General features: G+C 42.3%; 21 protein-coding genes. 17 read left to right on the top strand and 4 right to left on the bottom strand.

What is annotated here, in order from left to right; genetic code table 11:
• Positions 1-39: 39 nt before the first annotated feature.
• The 3 genes from KYJ26_RS15320 (at position 40) to KYJ26_RS15310 (ending at position 2,616) form a co-directional block, all read left to right on the top strand.
• Positions 40-1,101: a nucleoside hydrolase gene (locus tag KYJ26_RS15320; protein WP_257475073.1), complete on the top strand. Its 1,062-nt coding sequence runs from the start codon at positions 40-42 to the stop codon at positions 1,099-1,101.
• 100 nt (positions 1,102-1,201) lie between these two features.
• A complete protein-coding gene (locus KYJ26_RS15315) occupies positions 1,202-2,032 on the top strand; it encodes an SGNH/GDSL hydrolase family protein (RefSeq protein ID WP_219168255.1) in 831 nt (276 codons plus the stop codon).
• A complete protein-coding gene (locus KYJ26_RS15310) occupies positions 2,029-2,616 on the top strand; it encodes a YpmS family protein (protein ID WP_219168254.1) in 588 nt (195 codons plus the stop codon). Before KYJ26_RS15315 ends, KYJ26_RS15310 begins: the two co-directional genes overlap by 4 nt.
• Before the next feature lie 54 nt (positions 2,617-2,670).
• On the opposite strand, the gene KYJ26_RS15305 is transcribed toward KYJ26_RS15310, so the two are convergent.
• Entirely contained in the window at positions 2,671-3,411 is a 741-nt protein-coding gene (locus tag KYJ26_RS15305; RefSeq protein ID WP_219168253.1) for a DUF4397 domain-containing protein, read from the bottom strand.
• 350 nt (positions 3,412-3,761) lie between these two features.
• On the opposite strand from KYJ26_RS15305, the gene rsgA reads away from it, so the two are divergent.
• The 4 genes from rsgA to KYJ26_RS15285 all read left to right on the top strand — a co-directional run bounded on the left by rsgA (position 3,762) and on the right by KYJ26_RS15285 (position 6,509).
• Positions 3,762-4,760 carry a ribosome small subunit-dependent GTPase A gene (gene rsgA, locus KYJ26_RS15300; RefSeq protein WP_219168607.1) on the top strand — a complete coding sequence of 333 codons (999 nt, stop codon included), beginning with the start codon at positions 3,762-3,764 and terminating at the stop codon, positions 4,758-4,760.
• Between the two features lie 180 nt (positions 4,761-4,940).
• Positions 4,941-5,486 carry a peptide-methionine (S)-S-oxide reductase MsrA gene (gene msrA, locus KYJ26_RS15295; RefSeq protein ID WP_219168252.1) on the top strand — a complete coding sequence of 182 codons (546 nt, stop codon included), beginning with the start codon at positions 4,941-4,943 and terminating at the stop codon, positions 5,484-5,486.
• Positions 5,479-5,901 carry a peptide-methionine (R)-S-oxide reductase MsrB gene (gene msrB, locus KYJ26_RS15290; protein WP_219168251.1) on the top strand — a complete coding sequence of 141 codons (423 nt, stop codon included), beginning with the start codon at positions 5,479-5,481 and terminating at the stop codon, positions 5,899-5,901. The genes msrA and msrB overlap by 8 nt, the downstream gene beginning before the upstream one ends.
• A 107-nt stretch (positions 5,902-6,008) precedes the next feature.
• On the top strand, positions 6,009-6,509 hold the full coding sequence (locus KYJ26_RS15285; RefSeq protein ID WP_219168606.1) for a PTS sugar transporter subunit IIA: 501 nt from the start codon (positions 6,009-6,011) through the stop codon (positions 6,507-6,509).
• Positions 6,510-6,770: 261 nt separating this feature from the next.
• Here the strand turns inward: KYJ26_RS15285 and KYJ26_RS15280 are convergent, their stop codons facing one another.
• Positions 6,771-7,352 (bottom strand): DUF502 domain-containing protein, encoded by a 582-nt coding sequence (locus KYJ26_RS15280; protein WP_219168250.1) that lies wholly within the window; start codon positions 7,350-7,352, stop codon positions 6,771-6,773.
• Between the two features lie 165 nt (positions 7,353-7,517).
• On the opposite strand from KYJ26_RS15280, the gene KYJ26_RS15275 reads away from it, so the two are divergent.
• A complete protein-coding gene (locus tag KYJ26_RS15275) occupies positions 7,518-7,667 on the top strand; it encodes a YjcZ family sporulation protein (protein ID WP_098350289.1) in 150 nt (49 codons plus the stop codon).
• A 68-nt stretch (positions 7,668-7,735) separates the two neighbouring features.
• Here the strand turns inward: KYJ26_RS15275 and KYJ26_RS15270 are convergent, their stop codons facing one another.
• Entirely contained in the window at positions 7,736-9,526 is a 1,791-nt protein-coding gene (locus KYJ26_RS15270; RefSeq protein WP_219168249.1) for a methyl-accepting chemotaxis protein, read from the bottom strand.
• Positions 9,527-9,866: 340 nt separating this feature from the next.
• Between KYJ26_RS15270 and KYJ26_RS15265 the strand changes: the two genes are divergently transcribed.
• From KYJ26_RS15265 to KYJ26_RS15225, 9 genes are all read left to right on the top strand, one after another.
• The gene (locus tag KYJ26_RS15265) at positions 9,867-11,174 is read left to right on the top strand and encodes an aspartate aminotransferase family protein (protein WP_219168248.1); all 1,308 of its coding nucleotides are present in this window, start codon (positions 9,867-9,869) and stop codon (positions 11,172-11,174) included.
• Positions 11,175-11,873: a 3-oxoacid CoA-transferase subunit A gene (locus KYJ26_RS15260; RefSeq protein ID WP_219168247.1), complete on the top strand. Its 699-nt coding sequence runs from the start codon at positions 11,175-11,177 to the stop codon at positions 11,871-11,873.
• Positions 11,852-12,514: a 3-oxoacid CoA-transferase subunit B gene (locus KYJ26_RS15255; protein ID WP_219168246.1), complete on the top strand. Its 663-nt coding sequence runs from the start codon at positions 11,852-11,854 to the stop codon at positions 12,512-12,514. Before KYJ26_RS15260 ends, KYJ26_RS15255 begins: the two co-directional genes overlap by 22 nt.
• Positions 12,515-12,527: 13 nt before the next feature.
• Entirely contained in the window at positions 12,528-13,793 is a 1,266-nt protein-coding gene (locus KYJ26_RS15250) for a peptidase (protein ID WP_219168245.1), read from the top strand.
• Between the two features lie 208 nt (positions 13,794-14,001).
• Positions 14,002-14,835, top strand: a complete 834-nt coding sequence (gene ablB / locus KYJ26_RS15245; protein ID WP_219168244.1) for a putative beta-lysine N-acetyltransferase — start codon at positions 14,002-14,004, stop codon at positions 14,833-14,835.
• A 96-nt stretch (positions 14,836-14,931) separates the two neighbouring features.
• Positions 14,932-16,359, top strand: coding sequence for a lysine 2,3-aminomutase (gene kamA, locus KYJ26_RS15240; protein WP_219168243.1), 1,428 nt, complete (start codon positions 14,932-14,934; stop codon positions 16,357-16,359).
• Positions 16,352-16,636 (top strand): YokU family protein, encoded by a 285-nt coding sequence (locus KYJ26_RS15235; protein ID WP_219168242.1) that lies wholly within the window; start codon positions 16,352-16,354, stop codon positions 16,634-16,636. Before kamA ends, KYJ26_RS15235 begins: the two co-directional genes overlap by 8 nt.
• A gap of 102 nt (positions 16,637-16,738) precedes the next feature.
• Entirely contained in the window at positions 16,739-16,963 is a 225-nt protein-coding gene (locus tag KYJ26_RS15230) for a YozE family protein (RefSeq protein ID WP_206848990.1), read from the top strand.
• 257 nt (positions 16,964-17,220) lie between these two features.
• Positions 17,221-17,880, top strand: coding sequence for a hypothetical protein (locus KYJ26_RS15225; protein ID WP_219168241.1), 660 nt, complete (start codon positions 17,221-17,223; stop codon positions 17,878-17,880).
• Here KYJ26_RS15225 and KYJ26_RS15220 read toward each other — a convergent pair.
• Positions 17,864-18,034 (bottom strand): hypothetical protein, encoded by a 171-nt coding sequence (locus tag KYJ26_RS15220; RefSeq protein WP_219168240.1) that lies wholly within the window; start codon positions 18,032-18,034, stop codon positions 17,864-17,866. The genes KYJ26_RS15225 and KYJ26_RS15220 overlap by 17 nt on opposite strands.
• Between the last annotated feature and the right edge of the window lie 3 nt (positions 18,035-18,037).

Raw genomic sequence — 18,037 nt, 5'->3', positions numbered from 1 at the left:
AACCGAATTAATCATATCATAGAAATATAGTAGGAAAGAATGGCTCAATCTACTGTAATTGACATGAATCACATCAGTCCTTCCTTATTATGCAGGATTCAGGAAGAAAGGAAGTGTGGGTCGTTGCCCGATAAAAAGAAAGTATTGGTGTTTTCAGATTTTGGAATCGATGATATCGTCGCGGTACTGTATGCTTACTATAGCGATACGATTGAAATTGTCGGTATTGTCTCGGACTATGGGAATGTTTCAAGAGAATCTGCACTTAAGAATGTGAAATATCTCCAAAGCCTTACGGGGATCACGGATATTCCCGTCATAGGTGGAGCGGTTTCTGCCTTAACGGGAACACAACCCCAGTTTTATCCGGAAGTCCACGGTGTGGCTGGTCTTGGACCGATCATACCTGATGAAATCGACTTCGATCCTTCTGACATCAGTGAAAATTTCTATGAAATAAAGGAAATCATCAATCAATATGCGGGAGAAATTTATATATACTCCGCCGGACGGTTAAGCTCACTTGCAACTGCGTTTGTTTTATATCCTGAAACAATGAAAAAAGTGAAAGAATTCTATGTAATGGGAGGGGCTTTCCTTGTGCCTGGAAATGTTACCCCTGTGGCAGAAGCCAATTTTTACGGGGACCCGTATGCTGCGAATATCCTCCTTCAGCTGTCTCCGAAGAAAATTCATCTCATACCGTTGGACGTCACGATGTTTGCAATCATCACTCCAGCGATGATTGATCGACTTCATGACTTCTACGTGAAATCCAATGATAAAGTCGGTCAGATCATCAAACCGATGGTCGATTATTATTATGAATTCTATAAGAAGACCTATCCAGATATTTCAGGCAGCCCCCTACATGATTTATTGGCTATGTGGGCACTGGCAGATGGGGATAAAATGGTCTTTGAGGAGGTTCCAATACGTGTTGCCGTCAATACAGGCTGTACGTTTGGTGAGAGCATAGGTGACTTCAGGAAGTCCCCGGATAAAGCTCCGTGGCCGGTTCATAAAATCGCCAAGCAATTCCATTACGGTCAATTCATTTCAGAGGTATTTACTACTTTGCAATCAGGACCGAGCCGATGAAAGAAGGTAGAGCCCGTCCAGACTGATGGTTAAGTGTATTAATGTTTTACCGGTGGATAACCGTGATATAATATATAAAAGAGTAAGCGAGGTGATGCATATGAAAAAAATATCCATTCTCATGCTCGCTTTTGTTATATTCCTTTCAGGATGTTCGTTAGAAGATGCTGCTGATCATATTACAAGAGAAGTATCCAACTGGGAGAAAGAAAGTCCCAATGAAACTTTCATACCTAAAAACTTAAAGGTGGTTTCAATAGGGGACTCGCTGACCCAAGGTGTCGGTGACAGTACGAAAAAAGGTGGGTATGTTCCGTATCTTGAAAAAAGTCTAGAATCATTGGACGGTGTAAAGGATGCCCAGTTTCATAACTACGGAGTCAGGGGAAACCGGACGGATCAATTACTAAAGAGACTGAAGAAGGAAGATGTAAAGTCATCCATTGAGGAGTCTGACTTAGTGATGATCACCATCGGCGGAAACGATGTTATGAAAATTTTTCGTGAGAACCTATCACATCTGAAGTTAGAAGTGTTCCAGGAGGAGAAACGACAGTATCAACTCCGGTTACAAGAAATAATTGAAACGATCCGAAGCTATAATCCGGATTCAGGCATTGTGCTGGTCGGCCTTTATAATCCTTTTAACACATGGTTTTCGGATATTGATGAAGTGAACCAGGTGATTCATAATTGGAATGAAGCAAGCATTGGTGTCCTGACCGACTATGATCGGACATTATTCGTTAAGATCGAGGACTTATTTATTGATGCAGGAGATACGTTGTTATATGAAGATTACTTCCACCCGAATGATGAAGGGTATAAATTGATCGCAGATCGAATGTTTACGGATCTTGCAAAAGGGAAAACATTAGCTACATTGACAGAGAAAAGAGATTCTGTTGAAGAAGAGGAGCAGCCGTCATGAAGAACAAATGGAAGGTAGGGTTTTTTGTCCTTTTAGGCACGGTGTTATTGGGGTTCGTCATCATCGTCTCCATGATTTTTATGCCTATTAAGGATGATGCACTTCCTGAAAACAACGAAAATGAAGATCAACAAGTAGGATTTAATGTGGAAACCAACAAAGATGACTTAAACCTTATCATTGAACATTATATCCAGGAAGAAGGAATGAGAGGACCGGTCGATTATGATGTTCAACTGAAGGATGACGTTGAACTGCTGGGTTCCGTTCCTGTCTTCACTTCAAACCTTGACTTTAAGCTTGATTTCGAACCGAAGGCTCTTGAGAATGGGGACATTCTGTTGAAACAGAAATCTATTTCAGTGGGTTCTCTGAATCTTCCGGTCTCTTATGTGCTCAAAGTAATCAGGGATTCTTATAATTTCCCTGAATGGGTGAAAATACAGCCTAATGATGAATTGATTTACGTTTCACTGCAGGATATGAAATTGAAAAGTGACGTGAAGGTTCGGGCAAATGAATTCAATTTGAAGGAAGATCAAATTTCATTCAGATTGCTGGTCCCGGTTGACCGTGCCCAATAAGAAAAAGGTGGCTTCTTTCAGAAGCCACCTTTTTTTGTACTTTCATTGAAGATTTTATCCTTTTAATAAGATAGCTTCCAGCTCAGGTGTTCCATTGGCTAATCCAACGGCTACAATCGTGTACGCTTGATTTTGCTCGAACTTAACGTTAGGAACGCTCAGCACACTGTTTTTACTCCCGGCAACCCTGGCTTCCAGATTTACGGTCATTGGGGTTAGCCCAAGATAATCGGTCGCTTGTTTAAAAGATATATCAGGGAAGATGACATCCCCTCCCTTGACCGCAATATCGACAGCAGGGGCGTCAGGGGAAAGGTGAATGAATTTCACCTTTGTTTCGCCGCTTGGAACTGTTGGGTCATCGAGATAGGGCAATAATTGCATTTTATTAAGAGTTCCAACAGCTGCCAGTGTGTATATCTTACCGGGATCAATTTTTACTTTCTTACTAATGACCGTCGTCACACTCGTTCCTGCAGGGTAGACATCAATATGGTATTTACCGGCAGGAAGTGTCAAATAATCGCTCACATCTTTAAAGGCCACATCCCGTAATACCCGGTTCCCGTTTACATATACATCTACATTCGGAGCATCTGGTACGGCATGCAGCACCCTAACGTAAGACGGTTGAGCGGAAGTGGTCATGTCAGCTCTCTGTGCCTGCAATGCAAGCCTCATGTATTTAAGGTGTTTATGATAATAATGAACGTACATGGCTGGATCAGTATATTTATAATAACCGGATAATAAGTCATACATCGCCGCTTTCGTTAAATAATCATGTTGGCTCATCCGTATCTCTCCTTTATCTGTATTAACACAATAGAATATGCCGGGGAGAAAAAATGGTGAAAGTACCTATTTTTTATAAAAATCTGAAATATCACTTGCCAAACAAATGAAAATATTGGATAATGAAAGTACTAATTGAGAAAGTGGGTGATGTCATATGAGTCGATCATTAATTGTCTTATCTAATGTATGTAAACATTTTATCGGTTCTGCACGTCAACTCACTTTTAACGGGATTCTTTGATTTTTCATTTCTTCCGAAAAAAATCCGTTGACGTGTGAAACCACGCAATGGATTTTTTATTTTGGGAGGAAACAAGTTGAATAATAGAGAAAAAGTGTTTAAATTAATGAATCATATGGCAGAAGAAGGCTTCATTTTGGGTAGGGTTGTGACTGAACAAAGAGGAGCCTATATGGTCATGACGGAGACAGGTGAAAGTTTAAGCAAGATTTCCGGAAAGCTTAGGTTTGAAACCGTTCAACGGGAAGATCTGCCTGCAGTAGGAGACTGGGTTCTCCTAAGCGGGGATGGAGCAATCATTGAAAAAGTATTGCCTCGGACGAGCAAATTTTCCAGGAAAAAAGCAGGTAATGAAGCAGAGGAGCAAATTATCGCATCAAATATTGATACGGTGTTCATCCTTTCTTCATTAAATGACGATCTTAACAGTAAAAGGATGGAACGGTATTTGCTTCTCTGTTGGGAAAGCGGGGCAAACCCCGTTATCGTCTTGACGAAATCCGATACGTGCACGGATAGTGAAGAGAAGAAAAACCAAGTGGAAAATATATTAATTGGTGCGAAAGTCGTAACGATAAGTGCTGTGAATCAGGATGGGATTGAGGAATTGATGCCTTATTTGTCCGAGGGGAAAACCGTTGCACTGGTCGGTTCTTCAGGTGTGGGGAAATCTACACTAACGAATCTTCTTGTAGGATTTGATGTACAGAAGACGAAGGATATAAGGGAGTCTGATGATAAAGGTCGCCATACAACCACTCATCGTGAATTGTTTTTATTAGAAAATGGTGCTTCAATCATCGATACACCGGGTATGAGAGAAATCCAATTGTGGCAGGGGCAGGAAGGCTTATCCACACAATATCATGATATAGAGGAATTAGCCCTTCATTGCCGTTTCACTGACTGCCGCCATCTGGATGAACCCGGCTGTAAAATCCGCGGGGCAATTGATGAGGGGACCCTCTCAGAAGAAAGGCTCGAACATTTCCAGAAGCTTCAAAAAGAAATCGCATATATGGAAAGACGGGGAAATAAACGGTTGGAATCATTGGAACGAAAAAAATGGAAAAACATCGGGAAGCAAAGGAAGCTTAAATATTGACGGAAGAGTGCCCTTTTAAGGGCGCTCTTTTTTTTGATGGTGGCTGAATGAAAATGAAATACCTACCGGTGATGAAACCGTCCCAGCAAGCTTAATCCTTTCCCTTTTGAATGGGAATGCGTTAAAATCTCATACAGAGGGAATAGTGAAAGAGAATGATCTCAGAAAGGATGATGAATTATGTCAGGTACCTCAGACTATAAAAGAGCTACATTTGCCGGTGGATGTTTTTGGTGCATGGTGAAACCGTTTGATGAACAGCCTGGAATCGGCAGTGTGACATCCGGGTACACAGGTGGACACGTTCCAAATCCGACTTATAAAGAAGTCTGCAGCGAAACGACAGGACATTATGAAGCGGTTCAGATTGAATATGACCCTGCTGTTTTTCCTTATGAGAAGTTATTGGAAGTATACTGGCAGCAAATCGACCCGACAGATCCCGGCGGCCAGTTTTTTGACAGGGGCCAATCATATGAAACCGTCATCTTTTACCATGATGAAGAGCAGAAAAGACTGGCAGAGGAATCAAAAAAGGGGCTGGAAGAGTCAGGGAAGTTCTCTAAGCCGATCGCCACAAAGATTCTGCCTGCTACCGAATTTTATCCTGCGGAAGAATACCACCAGGATTATTATAAGAAGAATCCCGGACATTATAACCGTTACAGCAGGGGATCCGGCAGAGTTGCATTTATTGAAAACCATTGGGGGGAAAAGAATGAGTAAAGAGGATCTAAAGAAAAAGTTAACATCTGAACAATATGATGTCACTCAAAATAATGGGACGGAACCACCTTTCCGGAACGAGTACTGGAATACATTCGAAGATGGGATCTATGTGGATATCGTTTCCGGGAAGCCTCTTTTCAGTTCCAAAGACAAGTATGATGCCGGTTGTGGATGGCCAAGCTTCACCAAACCGATCAATGATGAGGAAATTTCAGAAAAGGAAGATCGAAGTCACTTTATGGTACGTACCGAAGTAAGAAGCAAAGAAGCTGATTCACATCTGGGTCACGTGTTTAATGACGGTCCCGGGCCGACTAAACTTCGTTACTGTATCAATTCCGCCGCTCTCAGGTTCATACCGGTCGAGAAATTGGAGGAAGAAGGGTATGGGACATACAAGAAGTTATTCTAACATAATGAATTGCTGTGAAAGCATTCACATATGTGCTAAAATATACTTCTCATGTTTACAATGAGTTACATATGTGTATATAAAAAATGAATAGGAAGGTGAAAATGATGCTTAAAAAACTTTTTGGTAAAAAAGAAGAAGCACCTAAAACGGTCACTGCCGTCGCGCCATTATCGGGTTCTGTGAAACCCCTTGAAGAGGTACCGGATCCTGTGTTTTCTCAAAAGATGATGGGAGATGGAATTGCCATTGATCCGACAATCGGTAAGGTCGTTTCTCCAGTCGATGGTGAGGTTATGCAGCTCTTCCCTACAAAACATGCCGTTGGAATCAAAGCGAAAAACGGCGCTGAAATTCTCATCCACATCGGACTTGAAACCGTTTCAATGAATGGTGAAGGTTTCGAAGCGCATATTTCAGAAGGTTCAAAAGTAAGTATCGGTGATCCTTTGATTACGTATGACTTAGAATTGGTACGGGAAAAAGCGAAGAGCACGATCACACCAATCATCATCACGAACGGGGATGACATGGGTGACCTATTGAAAAAAGACGTGAATAGCGTTACAGCAGGACAGGAAGACGTGTTTGAGATTTCTGCAAAATAATAAAAAATGGAAGGACCGGCGAAGAAGCCGGTCTTTTTATTTGATGTCAATAGATTTTTTGTTATGAGATCAAACGTCCGATTTCCATTTAATGGTTAATGGCGTAATTAACTTGATAAATGATGAAATTAGATCTGATGGCAAAGTCATATAGGTATGTAGGGTAGGAGTTCAATAAGGAAATAGCCCTAATATAACCACGCTCTTTCATAATAGAGGTTATAACCCTGAAATGACATAACCTGTACAATCCTTCTCCCACTATTTATCGCTCTTCGTCGTCATCCCGCCTGATAAAATGAATTTCATCGCTTCCTCCGATTTAATATCCAGTATTTCAATATCTGTTTTCGGAATTAAGAAGGTCACACCGGCCACCTGAAAAGTTTGAGGAATATAAACGGCTACGTGATCATTTAGTTCATCATGTAACTCTTCCAGGTTTTCAGTCGTAATGAAACCCAAACATTTCATTGAGGTACCGGGCATAGTGACGAGAGCCACTTTTGAGAATGACTTCTTTTCACCGAGGAAAGAATGAATGGTATCTTTGATGACCGAGTAAATTGTTTTGATAAAAGGGATTTTTTGTAGAAGGATATCCACTATCCGTATGATGGTCCCTGTGAAAAATTTAGTTGACAACCATCCAAGAATCGTTAACAGTATGATGGTGGTAAAGAGCCCGATTCCGGGAATGTAGTTTTCATCCAGGTACGGTTTTAGGATATTTCCTAACAACCCATCGAAAAATAAGAACATTTTGTATACAACGTAGGCAACTAGCGCGATTGGAACAATCGTCAGGACCCCGTTAATAAATGATTTGAAAAACCATTTCATACAGCCATATCTCCTGCCTTTTCTATAAACTCTCCTCATTATATAGAAAGATGTTCATGGAGAAAAGGAGTATCTCCGGATTAAATGGGCGAATGCACAAACACTTTCTAGGTGTATGACATAGAGTATAAGGTAAATAAATAAATTCCCTGAGGAGTGATAGGTATGAACTATGGATATGGTTGCTGCGATCCATGTTATCAAGGTGGGTATGCTTATCCGGTTGCTGGATGTGGCGGTAATGGCTTTGCGTTGATCGTTGTTTTATTCATCCTGTTGATTATTATTGGAGCCGTTTGTTACTGCGGACATTAATCTGTGGTTTCGATTCTTTGAAAATAATGATGAAAAAAAGAGCTGCCGATTCGGCAGCTCTTTTTGGATTAGATTTTAAAGCTTGAAATCAACTCTTTCAGTTTTTCAGCTTGTTGGGAAAGCTCTGATGCACTTGCAGTGACTTGTTCCATGGCAGCAGACCCTTCTTCAGAAGCCGCCGCAGTGGTCTCGGTATTAGAAGCGGTGGATTCTGCGATTTCATTTACATGGGCAAATGAAGTGGCCACTTCTTGACTGAGAGAAAGAGTTTCTTGAATATGATCCACCATTTCATCCACTACAACTGTTGTTTTCGTTGTTTGACTTAATATATCTTCAAGTGATGCATTGGTTTCGTTGGTGATCTCTACTCCTGCAATCACTTCTTTTACGCCGTCTGAGTTTTGCTTAATGATGATGTTGACTTCTTCCTGGATACTGTGGACGATTTCCGTCACTCCCTTGGCTGCTTGTCGGGATTGTTCGGCTAGCTTTCTGACTTCATCCGCCACAACTGCAAACCCTCGTCCATGTTCACCAGCCCGTGCTGCTTCAATGGCAGCGTTCAGTGCCAGAAGATTGGTTTGTTCGGCAATGTCCGTAATCGTTCCGATGATGGTGGTGATTTGCGATGAACGCTGACCCAGTGCTTCAACGGTTTCACTCGTGTTGGACATGGTTTCTTCGATACGCATCATCTTAGATGAAGAAGCTTGGACGGTTTTTCCGCCTTTTTCCGCTACGACTCTCATATCACGTGCGGTTTCCCTTACGAGTTCCGCCTGATTGAATAAAAAGCGTGCTGCTTCCTCAAGGCTATTCATTTTCTCTAATGACGATGACATGCGATGGGTGGTCTGTTCGCTTCCCGCGGCAATTTCACTGCTGGTTTCCGCAATGGAAGTGATTGTGCGTGAGGTTTCCTCTGCAGAAGCAAGAAGCTCCTGACTGCTTGCCGACACATTTTCGGCCATTTCAGAAACCTGTTTTACAAGGGTGGCGATCCCGCCAATGAGCTGATTCGTATCAGATGCAAGTCCAGCCAGCTCATCCTTGGATTTGACTTTGATTCGTTTCGTCAAATCCCCGCCTGCATTCGCGATCTCTAAAATGGATGTGCTAATTTTCTTTGTATTGGTTTTAATGGTATGAGATAAAATGATTCCAAAGAAAACCGCTAAAAGAACGGCGAATGCCGCTAATCCGATGGTGACGATCTTAGACATATACACCTGTTGGTTGAGGGAGTCGATCCGGTCATTCAAATCTTTCTCCTGATCAACGACGATCATATCGACATACGAACGAATTCCATCCAGGTACTTCTTACCCACGCCTGTTTCTACGAGCTTGGCCGCCTTTTCGAGACCATCATCTTTTCTGGTTTCGATCACCCGGTCTACAAATTGCATCCAGAAACCGTATTGGGCCTGAATCTTACCCATCTTATCAAGCTGGTCAGGATCATCTTTCAAGAGCTTATTCAAGTCCTCAATCTGACCTTCCACTTCTTTTTGCCCATTTTGATAGGGTGCTAAAAACCCTGTAGCCCCAGTTATGACAAATCCTTGTTCCCCGATTTCGATGTCATTCAATACTTTGGAAAGATCCTTTAACTTCGTATCCACTTTCATATCATAGGTGATCAGCGTGTCGATTTCTTTCTCCAGCTTCATCATATTGAAGTAGGATGTGGCTGAGAGGATTAATAGTACAATCGTTAATAACCCAAATGATAATACCACTTTCCCTCGTATGGTACGAAAATAAGAGAAGACACCGAAGTTGCTTTTCGTTCTCTCTTTCTTTATTTTCTTTCTTTTTGGTGCTTTTGGCCATTTTTCTCTAATCTTTTTCACCGTTTCCCCCTCCTGAAGATAAGCAAAAAGTAGCATCATAGGATGAACTTACCATTATTTTATACATATCGACCTAATATATCTAGTCAATTTCAGTAATTTCTGTCGAATTTTTGAGAATTTTAGTATATTTCAATCATAGAAAGTAGAATCCATATTTTCAGAAAATCGATCTCGAACATCACAATGTGCGAAATTATCCAACGAAAGGTTGTTTTTTTATAAAGAAAGAAAGATTCGGTTTTTCATACATATGAATAAGGTAAGGGAAATCTTGATGAGCATCCAGATTAGCGAATCGAAAGAGAGTACGAATCTGATTCTTTCAGGAGGGTGAACAATGCCTCATTCGCATTTAATAAAGCCATTGATTGGAGAACATTATCCGACGATTGATTATGGGAAGGGTGTTTATTTATATGACACAGAAGGACGTGAATATGTTGATGCCTGTTCTGGAGCGGTGACGGCAAATTTGGGACATGGTATGGAAGATATTCTGCAATCTATCGTGAATCAGGGAAACAAAGTGGCATTTGTCTATCGATCACAGTTCAGTAATCAGCCTGCAGAGGATTTAGCGGCTTTTCTGAATGACAAAACAGGTTATCCATGGACCTTCTTTGTGAATAGTGGATCCGAGGCAGTGGAAACAGCCATCAAGATCGCTATTCAACACTGGCAGGAGCAGGGGAAACCGATGAAAAGAAAGATCTTATCCAGGTGGCTCAGTTATCACGGAATAACATTTGGGGCTTTATCTGCTTCAGGTCACCCTGCAAGAAGGGAACGTTTTGAATCATTTTTAGGTGATTGGCCGACCATCGAGCCACCTTATTGTGCACGCTGTCCATTTGGTAAGACTCACCCTTCTTGCGGTCTGGCATGTGCGTCCCAACTGGATACAATGATTGCAAGGATTGGATCTGACAATGTGGCAGCGTTTATTGCAGAACCGATTATCGGAGCAGCAGGCGGGGCTATCACCCCACCTAGAGGATATTATCAACGAATAAAGGAGATCTGTGATAAACATGACGTATTGTTTATTTCAGACGAAGTGATGACCGGATGCGGCAGGACAGGGAGCTTTCTGGCACTTTCGCAATGGGGAGTCGAAGCTGATATCGTGGCGATCGGGAAAGGCCTTAGCGCAGGATATGCGCCCATTGCAGCGACCCTCATTTCAGAGAAAATCATGGAACCGATTTTACATGGAAGTAAAGTGATCATGAGTGGCCATACATTTAGTGGCAATCCCTTGTCTGCAACTGCTGCACTCGCCGTCCTTAAGCTGATCGATTCTGAAAACATCATTGAAGGCGTCGAACAGAAAGGGACGTATTTAAGAAATCTGCTTGAAAGATACAAAAGTGAATTTTCATTTATTCAAGATATAAGGGGAAGGGGTCTCATGCTCGGAATTGAATTTACCGAACGTGGTGGCGAATTCACTTCGTTTATCGTTCAATCCGGTGTTGATAATGGCATTTTACTATATCCTGCAGCTGCAGGGATAGACGGCAGAAAGGGCTCGGCCATTATGGTAGCACCGCCTTTAAACAGTACGAAAAGGGAGATCGAAGAAATGGCAAAACGGCTGAGGAACACCTTTCAAATGGTTACAGAGAAATGGAAGGTGAAGTAAATGTCCTCCCATCACAATAAAATGAGTGATTATGAAGAAATTCGGCATTTTTTTCAAAATGAAATGACACTGATGTTCGGCGGTTTTGGAGGAGTCGGATCTCCTCCTACCATTATAAATCATTTGTTGAAATGGGGTGTGAAGGACCTTACGATCATTGGAAACGACACAGGATTTCCACATATCGGAATTGGACAATTAGTGGCACAGAATCGAGTGAAGAAAGTGATCGCCTCCCATATCGGCTCGAATCCGATCGCGGGAAGGTTAATGAGTGAGGGGAAGCTTGAAGTTGAATTCTCCCCACAAGGTATATTGGCTGAGAGGATCAGGGCAGGTGGAGTGGGCCTGAAAGGAATTGTAAGCGATATTGGGGTTGATGATCCATATTTGAATAAAGGGAAGACCTTCCTTGAAATGGATGGAAGTCGTTATGTATTCGAAAGCGCACTGGTTGCTGAAGTTGGCATCGTTTACGCAAGAAAAGCGGATACCTTTGGAAACCTCATTTATGATAAGAGCGCAAGGAATACAAATCCGCTCATCGCGATGGCTTCTGACGTTACGATTGTTGAGGCTCTTGAAATCGTAAATTATGGGGAGTTGGATCCAGAAGAAATTGTTACGTCAGGTGTATTTGTGGATCATATCGTTTTGTCTAAAGGAGTCGATTGGAAATGGGCCTGGGAAACGAATTAAAGGATAAGATGGCCATGCGAGCAGCAAAGGAAGTCAAAGAAAATATGATTGTCAATTTAGGGATCGGCATACCGTCCCTCGTCCCCAATCACCTCCCCCCGGAATTCCCTGTCGTATTTCAATCTGAGAATGGAATTATAGGCATCGGACCTGCGCCAGTGACAGGTGCTGAAGATGAAAATTTATGTAATGCAGGAGGATTCCCTGTCTCACTGATGGATGGGGGATGCTACACAGACAGCTCCATTGCCTTTGCCATGATACGTCGGGGCAAAATCGATTTGACCATACTTGGATCACTGCAGGTAAGTGAGAAGGGGGACCTCGCAAATTGGATCATACCGGGTAAAAAAGTTCCTGGTATGGGGGGCGCGACGGAACTTGCCTCGAAAGCCAAGAAGGTCATTGTACTGATGACGCATTTGGACAAACAAGGCGGTAGCAAAGTGGTAAGGGAATGTACCCTGCCTTTAACAGCGGGCCGCTGTGTTTCGATGATCATCACCGATCGAGCTGTATTCACCATTAAAGAAAATCAATTATTCCTGATTGAGATTTTTCATCCATTCACGATTAAGGATATAGAGGAGTCAACAGAAGCCCGTTTCAGCTTGAGCCCTGAGATCAGATATATAAGGTAGGGGAGGAAAACTAATGGAGACCCATCGTCTCATCAAAGAAATAATTGAAGATAAAAAGAAGCGGACAATCAAGCTTCTGCAAAGGCTAGTCCAGGAGGATAGCGTCAGGGGGAATGAGTCAAAGGCGCAGGCCATCATCATTGAAAAGTGCAGGAAGCTTGGGCTGGAGCTTGATATATGGGAGATAAGTGAAAATGATATAAAACATCATCCGTTTTATCGATGTGATCGAAAAGATTTTAAAGGAAATCCAAATGTAGTCGGAGTCCTGAAAGGAACCGGGGGAGGAAGGAGCCTCCTTTTAAACGGACATATCGATGTTGTACCTGAAGGGGATAGGAAGGGCTGGGTCCATGATCCTTATAGCGGGATCATCGAGAATGGGAAGCTATACGGCCGGGGGGCTACGGATATGAAAGGCGGGTCCGCAGCGTTGCTGCTTGCCATTGAAGTCGTAAAGGAACTCGATACCCCTTTAAAAGGGGATATCATCTTTCAAAGTGTCATCGAGGAGGAGAGTGGTGGAACAGGGACCTTAGCTGCGTTATTAAGGGGCTATAAAGCGGATGCTGCCATCATTCCCGAACCGACAAATATGAAGATTTTCCCCAAACAGCAAGGATCCATGTGGTTTCGTTTAAGGGTTAAGGGGAAATCTGCCCATGGGGGAACCAGGTATGAGGGGATAAATGCAATAGATAAAGCATATACGGTCGTTCAGGCTCTTCAAAAACTGGAAAAACAACGTAACGACAGAGTCGATGATCCATTATATAGCAATATCCCGATTCCATTACCAGTGAATATCGGTAGGATAGAGAGTGGGAAATGGCCATCTTCAGTCCCGGATATGGCTGTCATAGAAGGAAGGATCGGAGTCGGTCCTTGGGAAACAATGAGGGATGTAGAAGAAGAATTTCTATCAACGGTATCCAACCTGAAGACAGTTGATCCCTGGTTTCTGGAGCATCCTGTTGAGGTAGAATGGTTTGGAGGACGTTGGCAGCCCGGAAATCTTCCAAGTGACCATGAACTGGTCAATACCCTGTCAGCGCATGCCAAACAGGTGATGGGAGCGGTTCCTGTCATTGAAGCCTCGCCATGGGGAACGGATGGCGGTATTTTATCACAAGGTGGAGATATACCTGTAGTCATTTTCGGGCCGGGAACAACAGAAGTCGCACACGATGCAAACGAATACATTGAATTAGAGAGGCTGTATCAAACTGCCGAAATACTGGCACTCTTTATGATGGATTGGTGTAATCAATCGAGATAATTGATTGCAATTTTGGGTAAAGGGTAATAGGTTGCCTATAGTACTCTTCGCTTCTCCTAAAGGTACTTCCACCATTATAAGCTGTTTTGTAGATATCGCATCGGGAAGGAACAACTCACATGACATTTGAGGTTGTTCCCTTTTTATGGTTGTTTGTTTCATAACTTATCTCATCTGCTCATATGTTTGTTAAAAAGGGGCTTGCAGAATGCAAATATACGAGTATATTAAACAACCTAAACTCGAAGCGACTGTTTACAAAGACAGTTACAATCGCAGACTCAGGGTGGATGGGTTCAACGGCAACGTAGCCAGGCTTTGGGAATACGTGATGGATGAGGCAGTTACTCATCGATTTGAAAAGATCTTGGTGAAGGCAAGGTTCAATCAGGTCTCTTATCTACTGGAAAAGGGGTTTGTTCTGGAAGGGGGAGTAAACGGTTACTTTAGTGGGGACCGGGCTTTCTTTATGAGTGGATTTCTGACAGATGAAAGAAGGAATAGCTCTTATTGGAAAGAAGAAGATGATATTCTCAGAGCCGTTCAAAAACTTGATAAAAAAGAAGTGGATGTGACTGGATCGATTACTCTTGCAAGCGTTGATCATGCTCACGAATTAGCGGATCTGTATCAGGAGGTGTTCAAGCTTTATCCCGTCCCCTTGCATGATCCCGACTATGTGAAAGAATCCATGAAAAATGGGACAATCTTTGTGTGCATCGAAGAGAATGGCAAGATTATCAGTGCCGCCTCAGCAGAGGTATCAGCATCCAATCAAAATGCCGAACTGACAGATTGTGCGACAAGGCCTTCCCATCGAAAGGGAGGATACATGAAGCACTTATTACGTAGATTGGAAAACGAATTAATACAACAAAATATTTTTTGTGCCTATACCATTGCAAGGGCGCTTTCATTTGGCATGAATGCAGCCTTTCATCAGCTCGGATACAGGTACAGAGGAAGGTTGGCGAATAACTGCATCATCTTTGACAAAATGGAAGACATGAATCTCTGGGAAAGGGATTTAAGTGAACTGTAACGGTGCCTAAAGAGATCTAATCGTCATGCAGAGGGGGTTCTAAAGCGGACCAATTTAGTCTGGTGGAAACAAACTTTTTGAAAGTTGGTGGAGTAGATGAAAATGAATCTCTATAAACCAAAGAGGGATTGGAAGGATATTGAGCTCTGGAAAGATGTCACAGATGAACAATGGAATAATTGGTTATGGCAGCTTACGAACACAATCAGAACTCTTGATGACTTGAAGAAAGTGGTGAATCTGACTCCAGAGGAAGAAGAAGGCGTCAGAATTTCAACCAAGACCATTCCGTTGAATATTACCCCGTATTATGCATGGCTCATGAATGAGGACGATCCGCGCTGTCCGATCAGGATGCAGTCCGTACCGATCGGAGAGGAAATCCATAAAACGAAGTATGACTTAGAGGATCCATTACATGAAGATGAAGATTCACCCGTTCCCGGATTGACACACCGGTACCCTGACAGAGTGTTGTTTCTTGTCACCAATCAATGCTCGATGTATTGCCGTTACTGCACTAGAAGAAGATTCTCGGGACAGATCGGGATGGGAGTTCCCAAGAAACAGCTTGATGCAGCCATTGACTATATCAGGGAGACACCGGCGGTAAGGGATGTACTGCTTTCTGGTGGGGATGGTCTTTTGATCAATGATCAGATTCTTGAGTATATTTTAAAGAACCTTAGGGACATCCCCCATGTCGAAATCATTCGGATTGGAACAAGAGCACCCGTCGTCTTCCCGCAGCGGATCACGGAAAACCTTTGTAATATCTTAAAAAAGTATCATCCGGTATGGTTAAATACCCACTTTAATACATCGATTGAAATAACCGAAGAATCCAAGAAGGCTTGTGAGATGCTTGTGGATGCAGGGGTCCCCGTCGGAAACCAGGCAGTGATCCTGGCAGGCATCAACGACAGTGTCCCGATCATGAAAAAACTTATGCACGACCTGGTCAAGATTCGAGTGCGCCCATATTATATTTATCAATGTGATTTATCTGAAGGAATAGGTCATTTCAGGGCACCTGTCAGTAAGGGACTCGAAATCATAGAAGGGTTGAGGGGGCACACATCTGGTTACGCTGTTCCAACCTTTGTACTGGACGCTCCTGGAGGGGGAGGGAAGATTTCCCTTCAACCCAATTATCTCATTTCGCAAAGTGCGTCGAAGGTGGTTGTCCGTAATTTTGAAGGAGTCATTTCCACTTATCCGGAACCGGAGGAATACGTCGCAGGAAGGGCGGATGAGTACTTCAAGGAAGTGTATCATGATGAAGAAATCAAAGAACCGACCATAGGAATTGCCGGATTGATGAACCAGACCCATTCATCACTTACACCAGCAGGACTTAAACGCCTGGAGCGCCGCAAGGAATATCAAGAGAATCCAGATCACAATTCCCTTAAGGACTTCCGGGGAAAAAGGGATCAGTTGAAGGAAAAGAAACATAAAGCGATGCTTTCAAAAATGAATGAAGATAAAAAAGATGAAAAGGAAGGAAAGATCAATGGTTAGTCATAAAGCATGCGAATGGTGCGAAGAGAACTCGGCACACGCACATCTGACCAGTGTGTACTGGGAACTGCCAGATGGCTCACGTGCGATTCAGATTGCAGATGTACCGGGCATGAGCTGCAGTCATTGTGGAATGGAGTACCAGGAAGAATCCGTCATCAATGAGATTGAAGATCAACTGATGCTGATTGATACCAGATTGATAGACAAAGTGATTCCCTATAAAGAATTAATGAACCTTCCCCGCTTGTTAAAGAAAAATTATTTTCGTTTTTAAATGGTGCAATACTGGGTATGCTTCCATTCATGGCAAATACTTTACGAATTCTTTATCTTCCGCTATCCTTTAAAAAAGAAACAAAAAGGGCAGGTGGAAGAGATGAGAAAATCCTTTTATCATTACTTAATGAAATTTAGGCAACCTACTGCCAAGGATGATATTACCCAATTCGCAAATTCAGCTTATGATGATCACAGTTTCCCTAAACAATCAGAGCAGTATCACGAAATCAGCTCTTACCTGGAAATGAATGGTCATTACCTCGAAAGCATGTCCATTTTCGACAGTGCATGGGACCATTATCAATTAGAAGAAAAAGATTAATCTAAATACCCTAAGCCATCGGACTGACATTTGTACCTCACAAACGTCGGTCCTTTTTAATCAACCAGCACTTTCCTTTGAGAGGTGAAAAGCATAAACTGTCTTGGATAAACCTTATCTTAAGCTATTTGACTCTTTTATGGCCATAACATGAAAATATTTCTTACCCGAAAGAAAAGGTAGTCAGGGATTTCGTGTATACCGTTATGATTGTTATTGCATATCATATAAAAAAGGCGATTAAGGGTGAGGGGAGAATGAAGAAACGAAAAGAGCCTAGATTCAGAGTTGGGGAAACAGTAGTCGTTACAATCTATGGTACTGTAGGAAAGATTACCGATATTAAAAAGCTTGACGGAGAGTTTTTATATGAGGTTAACGAAAGTGAAGGATTATTCAAGGAGAAGGCATTGGAACTGCTGGATTCTTATGATGGATACATTTTTGAACAGGAACAGATCGATATTGAATATAAATTTCTGTTTGGCGATCTTGTGATTGTGAAGGGATATGAAGAGGATCTCTTTAAAGTAGTCGGTTTCAGGACAGAAATATGGCGGTATAAGGATGATGCCTGGGAAGACGTTATCTATGAATTGATGAGGATCACTGATGGAGAATGGCTCGAGGCAGATGAAGATGAAATTACCCTTGTTGCAGATGAAGAGCAGGCAGAAGCATTTATAAAGAAGTATGGGTTCGTCTTCCCACAAAAAAAGGAAGGGAAATCCAAAGGGCTCCATTCACCTGCGCACCCGAAGCCAACCTGGATCGATCAGCTACTCGATCATTACAATGATTATAAAACACTTTATCTCCTATTTCAGGATAGTAAATACAAGAATAAGATGGATTATGTGTTAGAACAGTTGAAAAACCACACTAACTCACAATCTATCGTTAAAGAGAAGGAATAAGCCACATAATATAAAGAAAAACAGGAACGCTTATAACCAAGAAGGACAGAAGGATGACACGAAGGATCCATTGCATGCCCGAAACCATCATCCCTTCACCGTTTTCAAGATCTTTTAACATTGATTTCGTTTTTTGGGCAATCGTATGTAACATATT

It is taken from the genome of Rossellomorea orangium (assembly GCF_019334305.1).
Lineage (GTDB): Bacteria > Bacillota > Bacilli > Bacillales > Bacillaceae_B > Rossellomorea.
Note: the sequence above shows the minus strand (reverse complement) of the source record. Positions and strands in the feature narration are given on the sequence as shown.